Genomic DNA, 12,678 nt, shown 5'->3' with positions numbered 1-12,678 from the left:
TTGATTTCAAAAGGATGTCAGAAAGAAGAAGAATAATTTTAAATGTATTTAAAATTCTAACATTTTCCTGACTGATAATATATATATATTATTCAATAGTTCAGCGCCTAAGTTCACTTTAATTCGAATTGAATTTTCTTTATAATAAGACTATTCTATACTTTCATAGAGGCTTTCTTATGAATCCTCATGATGATATTTTCCTATATTACATTTTTCTGGAGGTATTATGGATTACAAACTATTTCCACAGGGGGATCAAGGAATAATCATTGAGCTTGGTAGCGACATCTCCACCATTACGCATCAGAAGATCCGGTTAATTTCTGCTTTTCTTGAGAAATATCAGCCTGAATGGATAATTGAATACATCCCTTCCTTTACGACCATTACTATTTTTTATCATCCTATAAAAATAGCTCGTGTAACACAGGGAAGAATGCTTCCCTATCAATATGCTGCTGAAGAGATAAGTAAGATATTATCCAATCTCACTGGCACTGATGAATATAAACCAAGAACAATAGAAATCCCCGTCTGCTATGGTGGGAATTTAGGTCCCGACCTCGAATTCATCGCAAAGTTAAATAGTTTAACACCAGAAGAAGTCATCGAGATTCATACTTCTGGTGATTATTTAGTGTACATGATTGGCTTTGCACCAGGATTTCCCTACTTAGGCGGAATGTCAGAAAAGATTTCGGCACCTAGAAAAAAAACACCCAGATTAAAAATCCCCGCGCAATCCGTAGGAATTGCCGGTAAACAAACTGGCGTTTATCCACTTGAGACACCTGGAGGTTGGCAGATTATTGGGCGTACACCGCATTCATTATTTCGCCCACATGAAGATCCTCCTACATTACTAAAAGCAGGGGATAAAGTAAAATTTACGGCCATTTCCTTGGAAGAGTTTATAGAAAGTGAGGAGATGAACCGCTATGCTGAAAATCATTAAACCTGGACTTCTTACAACCATTCAAGATCTAGGCAGGTTTGGTTATCAAAAATATGGCATCATTACAAGCGGAGCAATGGATTCCCTTTCCCATCGACTTGCTAATATTTTAGTAGGAAATGAAGAAAGCACAGCCACTATCGAAATAACCTTGCTAGGACCCATTATACAGTTTAAGGAGGATACATTGATTGCAATTTGTGGAGGGAACCTTTCTCCGTCCATTTCTAACCAGCCTGTCCGAATGTGGCGACCTGTTTTTGTAAAAAAAGGGGCCGTACTAAAATTTGGACAACCACATTCCGGCTGTCGTGCTTACCTAGCTATTGCCGGTGGTTTCTCAATTCCAACCATTATGGATAGTAGTTCGACATATCTACGAGCCAACCTTGGCGGCTTTCAAGGAAGACCTTTGAGAGAAGGAGACCTGCTGCATACTGTAAAGAAGCCAGACCCAACCTATAAGTTACTAGCAAAATGGCATAACAAGGAAAACCAGGCTCCATTTATAGAGGCAAAATGGTCGATTTCTTCACAGCTTATCCCAAAAATAGAGCATTTTCCTGTTATTCGTTTCATAACAGGGCGGCAAACAGTTCTTTTTACAAAGGAAAGCCAAGAAATTCTTTCGACAGGCTCCTTCCAAATCACACCTCAATCTGACCGCATGGGGTATCGGCTAAATGGACCTCCACTAGAGCTAGATAAATCAGTAGAAATACTATCAGAAGCTGTAACATTCGGTACGATTCAAGTCCCTGCCGATGGTAATCCGATTATTCTCATGGCTGACAGGCAGACAACCGGCGGCTACCCCAAAATAGGTGAAATTGCTTCGGTAGATTTATCGCTGCTAGCACAGGCTAAACCACTTGACACAATTCATTTTAAAAATATTTCACTGGAGGAAGCGCAGCTTCTATTACTAGAACAGGAAAGCAAAATCAAACAATTAAAATATAGAGTTCATTCATTATTAGGAGGATAACAGCATGGAAGTAGTTGATATAAATTGTGATATGGGAGAAAGCTTTGGAGTCTATAAAATGGCCTTAGATGAAGAAATCCTTAATTATATTACATCAGCCAATATTGCCTGCGGCTTTCATGCTGGTGACCCGGCAACAATGAGAAAGACAGTCCAGCTTGCCCTTGAAAAGGGAGTCGGAATCGGAGTGCATCCCGGCTTTCAGGACCTCATTGGCTTCGGCAGGAGAGAAATAAATATTACGCCACAGGAGGCCTATGATTTAATTGTCTATCAAATTGGTGCTCTATATGGCTTTGTGAAGGCTGAAGGAGGAAAACTACAGCATGTAAAGCCACATGGTGCTTTGTATAATATCGCTGCCAGAGATACTGGTTTATCCACAGCGATTGCAGAAGCTATTTACAAAATTGACCCAGAATTAATTCTTTTTGGTTTAGCAGGGAGTGAACTAATTCATGCCGGGAAGCGAGTTGGACTTCGGACAGCAAGCGAAGTATTTTCCGACCGTACTTACCAGCAGGATGGTACCCTTACTTCACGTACCGTACCCAATGCTCTCATTACAGATTCCTATGACGCTGTAAACCAGGTCATCAATATGGTTAAGGAAGGAAAAGTGCGCTCTCTTCAAGGTGTGGAAGTTACTATTCAAGCGGATACCATTTGTATCCATGGTGACGGAAAAAGCGCAATAACCTTTGCAAAAAGCCTGTCTTCAGCCTTGAAAAATGCTGGAATTAAACAAGCTAAAATAAGTGAGTTTTTGTGACCACAAAAATGATAGCCAAGGTAATTCTATAATATAGTATGATTACGCCGTCTCCTTCTTATAGGATTCGGCTTTTTTTGACAGTGATAAATCAAATGTATTCATAATCGAGCAGGGCTTACAAATAATTGTGTCATATTTCCGAAATTACTTATTAATACCATCACTTAATACGAAGGAATTGGTACAATATACCCAAACGGGATGGAGGTTATGAAGATGAGATCAACACGGCAATGGTTGTGTCTTGCTTTTATGCTCATATTAACTGGTTGTAATTCATCTCAACCCACTGATCAAGAAAATGAAACCACTGGCGATTTACCTGCTTTATCGATTATTGCTGATTCCGAGCAATCTCTAGCATTGTTTCAAATGGAAGAAAAAAATATAAAAGAAAAATTTGGTGTCCGCTTAGAGTACCATTATCCTGATAGACTAAATGATAATTTAGAGGACTTTTTATTTGCCAGCAATCAAACCTATGACATTTATATGATTTTTCCTGCAAAAATACCAGAGTATGTTGAGAGAGACATGCTACTGCCGTTAGATTCATATATCGAAAAAACTAAGGATATTGATGATGTGTTACCCGTTTATCGAAATCTATATATGAAATTTGACAATCATGATTATGGAATGGTTTATGATGGGGATACACATCTCTTATTCTATAGGAAAGATGTGTTCGAGAAGTATAATTCAGAATATAAGGCTTTATATGGAAGGAATTTAGAGCCTCCTTCCACATGGAAGGAATATGATCAGATTGCCCAATTCCTGACAAGAGATCAGGATGATGACGGTGAAATTGATTTATATGGCACCGCAATCTTTGGCGGAGATGCCAAAAGGTATATTTGGTTTGCTGAGCGCTTTGCTTCTATGGGAGGAAAGTATTTTGATGAAGAAATGAACCCTCTTATTCAGGAAGAATTAGGAATTAAAGCCTTACAGGATTTGATTAACTTGAATGACAGCGGGGCAACTCCCCCAAATTCCATGTACGATTGGATTGATTTAAACAACACATTTCTTCATGGCGACTTGGCTATGGTCGTTCAATGGAGTGATACTTCCCGATTCTCCTTCGACCATCAAACATGGGATTCGCAGATTGAAAATAAAGTCGGTTGGACACTTGTACCTGCTGATAATCCTGAAAATCCTCGAGGCGGAGTCTGGATCGGCCGTGTTTTAGGTATTTCAAAGCAATCTGCACATCCTGAAAAAGCCTGGGAAATTATTTCTTATATCACATCCAAAGAAATAAGCAAAAATGCCCTAATATCAAAAGAAACCATTAATGATCCGTTTCGATATAGTCATTTTACCGCAATTGAAAAAGGCGCATTTCCAACAGTAGAAATGAATGAGGACTTTTTAAACACAGTAAAATCCAGCTTACATAATCCAAATGCTGATTTAATGATTCCAGGCGGTTGGGAATACATGCAAGCGCTCGATCAAAACATCCATAAAGCATTAATCCATAATCTAACTGCTGAGGAAGCTTTGCAGCAAACTGCCGTTGAATGGAATGAAATTACAGCACGGTACAACGCCAATTTGCAAGCCGTTCATTACAAGCAATGGCTCAACCTCCTCGAGGAGGTAGGTAAGAATGAAATGGAATAGGGGTTTAGTTTTCCAGTTTTGGCTGGCAATGAACATTCTTGTTTTAATCAGTGTTCTTACGATTAGCGGCCTTTATGCTTGGAGAGAAACTGCACATTTGGAAGACAGCTTAAAAAATGAAGGAATAACAGCTGCCAAAACACTAAACTCAGCGATTGGATTATATATGCTTGAAGAGGATTATTCTAACTTAAGTCCACTTACATACTCCTTACAATCCGAACCAAATATAGCTTATGTCATTATCAGAGATAAGGAAGGCACTACCGTAAATCAAAAGGGTGAAACAAATCTTACAGATCTTATTATCGAAAAGATACCGCTCGAATACTTTAAAGTAAACGTCGGGGAAGTGGAAATGGGACTCAAAACAACCACTTTGAAAAAACAAAAACAAATGGTCCTAATTGATACGGTGATTACCGTTATTAGTTACTCACTTCTTTCTCTAATTTTTTCATATATCATCAGTAGAAAAATGACAGCACCTATAAAAAAATTGATTTTGGCCACAAAGCAACTATCAAAAGGACATCGTAATGTGGATGTGTTAGAAGAAATAAGCGTCATTGAGATTAAGCAATTAGCAATAGAATTTAATAAAATGGCTAAAACCATTTATAATCACGAGGAAATTTTAGTCAACGAAATTAATAAAGCAACGAAAGATTTATCTAAAAAAATAGACATGCTTGAGGTATTTGGAAGTATCTCAAATTCAGTATTAGAGGACGATGTTCAAAGCCCAGAGATAATAAAATCAACATTGCTAAATATCCAAAGTTACATGGGTGCTTGCCAGGTTACATTAACCTTTATTAACCAGCAAAAAAGACTGGAAGTATTCCGGCTCGAACAGGAAAACAATACCTCTTCATATGAGCTTCAAATGGAAGATACCTCCTTCAGTTATGCTATTAATCAAAAACAAATCATAGTCCGTAACGATTTGTTTTTCAATAATGCTTCTATTTTTGAACAAAAGCTTATGAAGGAAGGAATGAAATCCTTATTAATATTGCCAATTATCGCAAAAAACAAGGCTATTGGCACATTAAATATAGCAAGTTCTAAAAAAGACTATTTTTCCGAAGATATTATTGAACAGCTGACATCCTTTACGAATCACATTGCCCTTGCCTTTGACCGAGTTGCTGCATATGAATCGTTACATAAGTCCGCCTACCATGATTTCTTGACTGGTTTACCAAATTTCCGTTTATTTAAAATTTGTGTTCAGGATGCATTGGAAAAGGCAAAACAAAATAACACACTTGTCGCTATATTGTTTATGGATTTAGACCGCTTTAAGGCCGTTAATGATACATTTGGACATGCCACTGGAGACCTGTTATTAAAATATATTTCCAAACAAATTGTATCCTGTTTAGCTGAAGGTGATACAGTTTCCCGAATTGGCGGAGATGAATTTACCGTTCTGCTGCCCTTTTTAACGGATAGTACGGAAGCCGTGGCGATTTCTAAAAAAATTATGAAAGCATTAGAAAATCCGGTTATTATAAAAGGCTATAAAATCCCAATTTCAACCAGCATAGGTATTTCCTTTTTCCCTAAGGATGGTCATGACCCTGATACTCTAATAAAGCTAGCAGATCGTGCAATGTATAAAGTGAAACAGCAGGGTAAAAATAATTACGCTATCTATACTCTCCGGGAGGATAAATATACCGTTAATCAAATTGTATTAGAAAATAATATTCGAAAAGCCATTAATAAAAAGGAATTAACCGTATATTATCAACCGAAGATTAATATTCAAGATGGAACAGTGTCTGGTGTTGAAGCTTTAGTCAGGTGGATGCATCCAGAACAAGGGCTGATTTCTCCAGAACACTTTATTCCACAAGCTGAAGAAACAGGATTAATCGTACAAATTGGCGAGGTTGTGATGAAACAAGCCTGCCAGCAATGTGTTACATGGCAAAAGCAGGGGCTACCTCCTATTCCCGTTTCTGTCAATTTATCTCCACATCAATTCCTACAATCTACTCTTGTGAGTAATATTGAAAAAATAATAAGAGATACTGGTATTAATCCTGAGCTATTAGAGCTTGAAATTACGGAAAGCATGTCAATGGATATAACCCGTTCTATTATCATATTACAAGAGCTTAAAGCTTTGGGTGTACGTATTGTTGTCGATGATTTTGGAACAGGCTATAGTTCACTTAATTATTTACGCCAATTACCTATTGATACAGTTAAAATTGATAAGTCCTTTATTAGGGATATGACAATAGATAAGAATAATGAAGCTATCGTCGCTACCATTATTAATATGGCACATAATCTAAATTTAAGTGTCACGGCAGAAGGAGCTGAAACGGAGGAACAGGTAAAATATTTAAAGCGATATTTATGTGACAATATACAAGGCTATTATTTCAGTAGGCCCATTCCAGCAAACGATTTTGAAGTCCTGTATACACAGCTTGTGATGGATGCACAAAAAACCCTCTTATATGCATAGGCATTTAAGTCAAAAAAGCGAACAGTTTTCTGTCCGCTTTTTTTGACATTTATTCAAGTACATTAATTAAAGTTCCAATCCCTCCAACCGAAACCTGAACTTCATCCCCTGCCTTCAGCCATTCCTGCTGGTCTTCTGGATAGCCTAACACAACCCCTTCAGGTGTGCCGGAAAAGATGATGTCGCCAGGCTTTAGTGTCATATATTCAGAAATATAACTGATAAGTGTTGCACAATCAAAAATCATATCACGAGTATTAGCCGATTGCTTAACTACACCATTTACCCTACATTCAATATCCAGGTTAGTCGGATCTATTTCATCAGCTGTTAGTAAATATGGCCCAATCGGGCCGAAGTTTTCAAGCGTTTTCCCTAGCAACCATTGTCTTCCACTTCGGAACTGGAGATCTCGTGCAGAAAGATCATTACCTACTGTATAACCAAATACACAAGAAAGTGCCTCATCCTTTGAAACATTTGAGACTTCTTTACCAATGACAATGACCAGCTCCACTTCATAATCATATTTCTCAGCACACTTTGGAAGCTTAATCTTTTGATTATGCCCAGCTAAGGTGTTATTAAATTTGCTAAATATAACTGGTGAGGTAGGAATATTCTGGCTTGATTCATTTACATGGTCGACATAATTTAAGCCTACACAAAGAATTTTTTCTGGATTTGTCACACATGGTGCATAGACAATTTCTTCCTCTGAAAGATAAGCTACTTCCTCTTTCATTAAGCTGTATAACTGCTGTATTGCCTTATCTCCACCAGCGATTACATCTTCCATTTTAGTAGGGATTTCCAGCGAAAAGATTCTAGCAGACTCTTCTACATCGATAATTCCTTTTTCTGTCACAATACCTAAGCGAATTTGATTATTAGCTTTAAAATTAATGAACTTCATGTAAACCCTCTTCTCTTTTTGATTTTTCTGAATAATCTATATTCAATTATCAATAATTCTACTTCATTAGTTCGATTTCCTTCTTAGTTAACAAGAATAATAGGCTTTTGTGTAAGAAAACCTCAAAACACTGAAAAATATTACAAAGAAAGACAATAAAAGAAATTAATTTATTTGTATTCCAATAAGATTAATAGTATTTTAAATATAAAGGAGGAATATCGTGTGAATGTATTTGAAGCAATCCAAAAAAGGCGAGAAATCAGTCATTACTTACCAAAGTTGATACCAACAAAGGAACTGGATCAAATCTTACATGCCGCTTATTTAGCGCCTTCAGGGAATAATCTTCCATCAAGAGAGTTTATTTTAGTAACTGAGAAGGATTCATTACAGCATCTAGCCCAGGCTACACCTTTTGTTCCCTGGCTATCTGGAGCTGGAGCAGCTATTATCATTACAGGACGTCCCGATATCAGTAAATATTGGCTGCAGGATGCCTCGATTGCCAGTGGTTTTATTTGGTTATCAGCTGTTGAATTAGGAATTGGGTCAGCATTTGGTGCTATATACCATTCTGAGGATCAGGAAGAATCCGAACGAAGGGAAAGCTATGTACGCGAACATCTCCACATTCCAAATGACAGACGAATTGTAGCTATTCTAGGTTTAGGCTACCCCGAAAAAGAGCCACCTACAAAGACATTATTATCAAAAGACTCAATCATCCATTATGGAAAGCATGGTAAGTAATACTTCAGACATAATGAAGACAGGGCGAGTATTCACATTTTACAGTTCTTCATTTATTTCGATATAATGTATTAAGGATTAATTTTTTTCTAGCATATGTCATGCCTGAATATTGATTCCACTCACCTTTTATGAAGGTGGGTGGTTTTATTGTGTGTGTTGGGAGCAAGGAGGATATTATGAGTACTTGGAAATTTGCTTTACTTGTTTTTCTTGGAGGTTGCTCGTATGGTGTTGTTTCAACATTTGTAAAACTTGCTTACTCTCAAGGATTTAATGTTAGTGATGTAACAGGTACACAGTATTTTTTTGGTGCCATCCTGTTATGGATTCTTTCTTATTTTATGCCGAAGAGTCCATTAAGCTTCAAATCATTACTGATTTTGTTAATTAGCGGAGTTCCAATGGGGTTAACCGGTATTTTTTATAACCAATCCCTCAAATATGTTGATGCTTCAATAGCTATTATTCTTTTACTTCAATTTACGTGGATTGGAATTGTAATACAATACTTCTTAGATAAAAACGTGCCCACACGAAAAAACTTAATGGCAACCATCTTAATTCTTGCCGGATCCATATTCGCCTCAGGTATATTGTATAGCAGCATCACTTTCTCGCTTGTAGGATATGGTTGGGGATTACTAGCCGCCCTTTCGTTTGCTTCTTTTATTTACATTAGTGGGCGCTCTACCATTCCTGTACACCCCATTCGAAAAAGCGCTTTAATGTCCACTGGAGCTACGATCCTGGTGTTTTTTGTATTACCACCTGATTTTCTCTTGAATGGATCATTGTATGATGGATTGCTTCCGTACGCCTTGTTTTTTGCCTTTTTCGGATCATTTCTTCCTCCACTCTTATTTAATATTGGAATGCCTAAAGTAGGCAGTGGACTTGGAAACATTTTAAGTGCTTCAGAATTACCGACTGCCGTTATTATGTCCACACTGATTCTAAAGGAACACGTTACCTTTTTACAATGGATGGGTGTGAGCATCATTTTACTTGGAATCGCTTTTCCTAACCTACAAAAGAAAGAAAAGACTTATGCAATAAAAAGATGAAAGGTGCTTTCCTTTCATCTTTTTATTTCTATTCTATTAATATCGCTTTCTTTTAGAAGAACCAGGAATCCCCATTTCTTCTCGGTATTTTGCAACAGTTCGGCGGGAAATTTGAACACCATTTTGCATGAGCGATTGGACAATCATTTGATCTGAAACCGGTTTTGCTTTATTTTCCGTCTCAATCAACTCTTTTATTTTTTCCTTGATGACAACAGACGATTCATTTTCTATGCTATTCCGTTTGGAGAGACCAGTTGAAAATAAATCCTTCAATTTAAAAAGACCATGTTGTGTTTGGATATACTTATTACTGGTTGCTCTGCTGATTGTGGATTCATGAAAGCCAAGCTGCTCTGATACATCCTTTAATGTCATCGGTTTTAATTTACTCATTCCAAATTGAAAGAAATCATTTTGCATCTCTAAAATAACCTCGGTTACTTTATAGAGAGTATATTTTCTTTGGGAAATGCCATTCATTAGCATGGTAACTTCATGCTGCTTCTTTTTGACATAATCCTCTGCAGCTTTCAAATTACTACTTTGATATAAGGGATTTATTCTGACCTGAGGTATCAAGCTATCATTCACGATGATTAAGTATTCCTCATTTACTTTCTCAACCATTACATCCGGAATAATATATTGTGTCATTTCATGGTAATATTCACTGCAGGGGCGAGGGTTTAATGATTTAATAAAATCGGCTGCTTCCTGAATATCCTGAACGGTTACTTGAAATAATTTGGCCAATTTATGAAATCGCTTTGCAGCTATGTCCTCCATATGATGCTCAATCATTTGAGAGGCTAAAGGGTGACAATTGGGTTGTGCAGCAGTTTGAATTAATAAACATTCTCTCAGGTTTCTAGCTCCTACACCGACTGGATCAAGTGATTGTAGCAGTGAAACTGCTTCCTCCATTTCAGCCAATGATACAGACAAATTGTGGGCTGCGATAGAAGGCTCAATTTCTAGATATCCATGCTGATTTAAGTGTCCAATTAAAAATTTTAAAATACTTTTTTGACCCTGCGTTATGGCAGCATGTGTCATGATTTGCTCAAGCAGATGCTTTTCAAGGGTAATATAAGTATCAGAGTACTGAATAATAGGGTCGTAATCCTTTTCTGTGTTGAAACAAGTATGATAAGTATTTGTTTTATAATCGTTTCGAGTTACAAAATCCAACTGGTGATTATCCTTTACTTCCAAAAGAGGATTCTCAACCGCCTGCTGTTTAATAAAATCTATTAATTCATGTGAAGAATATTGTAGTATATTAATAGACTGTCGCAGTTCAGGTGTCAACGTGAGCTTTAGGGTTTGATATTGGTTTAATTCCATTCCTAATTGCATATTTCTCACCTATTATTCAAAAATTTTAGAATTATCTTAATACTCTTATATAATAACTCATTTTCCATCATATGAATAGTATTATGTAATATTTTCTTACTTGAAAATCGTCGAAGTTTGAATATATTCAATAAAAAACATATAAACCTGCTATAATTAGCAGGTTTATATGTTGGATTTTCTACTAATATACCAACTTAATAACTACTTCAAATCATTATTTTTTAAATAGTCAGTTTTTATAACGTTAACTATTTCGTATTTCTTCTATGGATTGTGTAACTTCCGCACGATAGGTGATTTTTCCTGGCACAAAGTTTTCTCTCATTCTATACATAAGTACAAAGCCTATCCCCCACCAACCAGCAAAAATAATCCACTCATATGGCCAGATTAGTGCAGCCGGCATACCCGGCATGTACATAGCGATAAAACCAATGCCTAATATAGTTGCTATCCAGCCAACAGCACTGGATTTCCCAGCCCGGAAAGGACGCTCCATATTGGGTTCTTTTTTACGCAGCTGGACGAAAGCAATCGATACTAATAAATAACCAATTACAATGGCTAAACCACCTGCATCAACCAACCAAACTAACATCGGACGACCTAATAACGGAGCGAAGGTAGCTAATCCGCCAATAAACATAACTGCATTTACAGGTGTACCATATTTAGGGTGTATTTTTCCAAACCACGCTGGGATCATTTTCTTCTCAGCCATAGACAGAAGTACGCGGCTTCCTCCTACAATGAAAGCATTCCAGCTCGTTAAAATTCCAGCTACGCCTCCAAGGATTAATATTGTTGAAAATAAATCTGAACCAAACACCGCTGCCATGGCATCTGCTGTTGGTAGAACTGAAGCAGCTAACGTATTTTGATCCAATGCAACACCAACTGCAAAAATAATACCCACATAGAAGATAACCGCTACCACTACAGAGAAAATAAGCAGCTTCCCAATTGCTTTCGGTGATACATTCATCTCACTGGAAGCCTGAGGGATTACATCAAAGCCAACGAATAAGAATGGAGTCATGACAAGAACCGTAATAATACCAGCGCTTCCGCCTGAGAACAATGGGTCCGCGTTGGCAAAATTCCCATTAACTCCTGCACCGACCATAAGCATGATACCAATCAACGCTATAATGACCGTTAAGACCATTTGGAAAACAGCCGCTGATTTCATTCCAAAGTAATTGATCGCTGTCACAATGATCGATACAATAGATCCGACTAATACCCAAGTAAAATAGACATCATACTCTGCTACAGTATACAGATAACCCATTTTATAATTTGGAAAAATGTATTCAATTACCGTAGGCAGTGCAACTGCTTCAAAGGCAACAACAGATAAATACCCTAATGCTAGCGCCCAGGCAGAGACGAAGGCTGTCTTCGGACCTATTCCCCTTAAGGTATAGTACAATTCTCCGCCAACATCCGGCATGGCTGCTGTAAGTTCTGCATATACTAAGCCGACAAAGATAACAAGAACTCCCCCACCAAGAAAAGCAATCATGGCTCCAACCATTCCGGCAGAGTTAATCCAATTTCCAGATAATACGACCCAGCCCCAGCCAATCATTGCGCCAAAAGCAAGGAATATCACATCCATCCTCGACAACACTTTACTAGAGTTACGCTTATCCAATTACACTCACCTCTTCGATATTATTTATGACACCTTCTTTTTTAATGTTTTGAGATAAATCATTTTA

General features: G+C 37.3%; 10 protein-coding genes. 7 read left to right on the top strand and 3 right to left on the bottom strand.

The window, feature by feature from the left end; translation table 11 throughout:
- The first annotated feature begins 229 nt into the window (after positions 1–229).
- From pxpB to BQ5321_RS07860, 5 genes are all read left to right on the top strand, one after another.
- The gene (pxpB, locus tag BQ5321_RS07880; RefSeq protein WP_071393975.1) at positions 230–958 is read left to right on the top strand and encodes a 5-oxoprolinase subunit PxpB; all 729 of its coding nucleotides are present in this window, start codon (positions 230–232) and stop codon (positions 956–958) included.
- Entirely contained in the window at positions 942–1,946 is a 1,005-nt protein-coding gene (locus tag BQ5321_RS07875) for a 5-oxoprolinase subunit C family protein (RefSeq protein ID WP_071393974.1), read from the top strand. Before pxpB ends, BQ5321_RS07875 begins: the two co-directional genes overlap by 17 nt.
- 4 nt (positions 1,947–1,950) lie before the next feature.
- A complete protein-coding gene (locus tag BQ5321_RS07870) occupies positions 1,951–2,718 on the top strand; it encodes a 5-oxoprolinase subunit PxpA (RefSeq protein WP_071393973.1) in 768 nt (255 codons plus the stop codon).
- Between the two features lie 219 nt (positions 2,719–2,937).
- Positions 2,938–4,359, top strand: coding sequence for an ABC transporter substrate-binding protein (locus BQ5321_RS07865; protein WP_234978370.1), 1,422 nt, complete (start codon positions 2,938–2,940; stop codon positions 4,357–4,359).
- Positions 4,346–6,850 carry an EAL domain-containing protein gene (locus tag BQ5321_RS07860; protein ID WP_071393971.1) on the top strand — a complete coding sequence of 835 codons (2,505 nt, stop codon included), beginning with the start codon at positions 4,346–4,348 and terminating at the stop codon, positions 6,848–6,850. Before BQ5321_RS07865 ends, BQ5321_RS07860 begins: the two co-directional genes overlap by 14 nt.
- A 49-nt stretch (positions 6,851–6,899) precedes the next feature.
- Here BQ5321_RS07860 and BQ5321_RS07855 read toward each other — a convergent pair whose 3' ends face one another.
- On the bottom strand, positions 6,900–7,766 hold the full coding sequence (locus tag BQ5321_RS07855) for a fumarylacetoacetate hydrolase family protein (RefSeq protein ID WP_071393970.1): 867 nt from the start codon (positions 7,764–7,766) through the stop codon (positions 6,900–6,902).
- 225 nt (positions 7,767–7,991) lie between these two features.
- On the opposite strand from BQ5321_RS07855, the gene BQ5321_RS07850 reads away from it, so the two are divergent.
- Both BQ5321_RS07850 and BQ5321_RS07845 read left to right on the top strand, forming a co-directional pair.
- Complete coding sequence (locus tag BQ5321_RS07850; RefSeq protein WP_071393969.1) at positions 7,992–8,519, top strand: nitroreductase family protein; 528 nt, start codon at positions 7,992–7,994, stop codon at positions 8,517–8,519.
- 179 nt (positions 8,520–8,698) lie between these two features.
- Entirely contained in the window at positions 8,699–9,586 is an 888-nt protein-coding gene (locus tag BQ5321_RS07845) for an EamA family transporter (protein ID WP_071393968.1), read from the top strand.
- Positions 9,587–9,622: 36 nt separating this feature from the next.
- On the opposite strand, the gene rpoN is transcribed toward BQ5321_RS07845, so the two are convergent.
- Together rpoN and BQ5321_RS07835 are read right to left on the bottom strand one after the other, a co-directional pair.
- Entirely contained in the window at positions 9,623–10,948 is a 1,326-nt protein-coding gene (gene rpoN, locus BQ5321_RS07840) for an RNA polymerase factor sigma-54 (protein ID WP_071393967.1), read from the bottom strand.
- Between the two features lie 247 nt (positions 10,949–11,195).
- Complete coding sequence (locus BQ5321_RS07835; RefSeq protein WP_084786687.1) at positions 11,196–12,575, bottom strand: APC family permease; 1,380 nt, start codon at positions 12,573–12,575, stop codon at positions 11,196–11,198.
- Between the last annotated feature and the right edge of the window lie 103 nt (positions 12,576–12,678).

The sequence above is a fragment of the Bacillus tuaregi genome (genome assembly GCF_900104575.1).
In the GTDB taxonomy this organism is placed as follows: Bacteria; Bacillota; Bacilli; order Bacillales; family Cytobacillaceae; genus Bacillus_BD; species Bacillus_BD tuaregi.
This window is presented reverse-complemented; position numbering and strand designations above follow the sequence as displayed.

Coding starts and splice junctions, on each gene's coding strand:
- pxpB (WP_071393975.1), top strand. CDS start 230: ATGGATTACAAACTATTTCCACAGGGGGATCAAGGAATAATCATTGAG.
- BQ5321_RS07875 (WP_071393974.1), top strand. CDS start 942: ATGCTGAAAATCATTAAACCTGGACTTCTTACAACCATTCAAGATCTA.
- BQ5321_RS07870 (WP_071393973.1), top strand. CDS start 1,951: ATGGAAGTAGTTGATATAAATTGTGATATGGGAGAAAGCTTTGGAGTC.
- BQ5321_RS07865 (WP_234978370.1), top strand. CDS start 2,938: ATGAGATCAACACGGCAATGGTTGTGTCTTGCTTTTATGCTCATATTA.
- BQ5321_RS07860 (WP_071393971.1), top strand. CDS start 4,346: ATGAAATGGAATAGGGGTTTAGTTTTCCAGTTTTGGCTGGCAATGAAC.
- BQ5321_RS07855 (WP_071393970.1), bottom strand. CDS start 7,766: ATGAAGTTCATTAATTTTAAAGCTAATAATCAAATTCGCTTAGGTATT.
- BQ5321_RS07845 (WP_071393968.1), top strand. CDS start 8,699: ATGAGTACTTGGAAATTTGCTTTACTTGTTTTTCTTGGAGGTTGCTCG.
- rpoN (WP_071393967.1), bottom strand. CDS start 10,948: ATGCAATTAGGAATGGAATTAAACCAATATCAAACCCTAAAGCTCACG.
- BQ5321_RS07835 (WP_084786687.1), bottom strand. CDS start 12,575: ATGGATGTGATATTCCTTGCTTTTGGCGCAATGATTGGCTGGGGCTGG.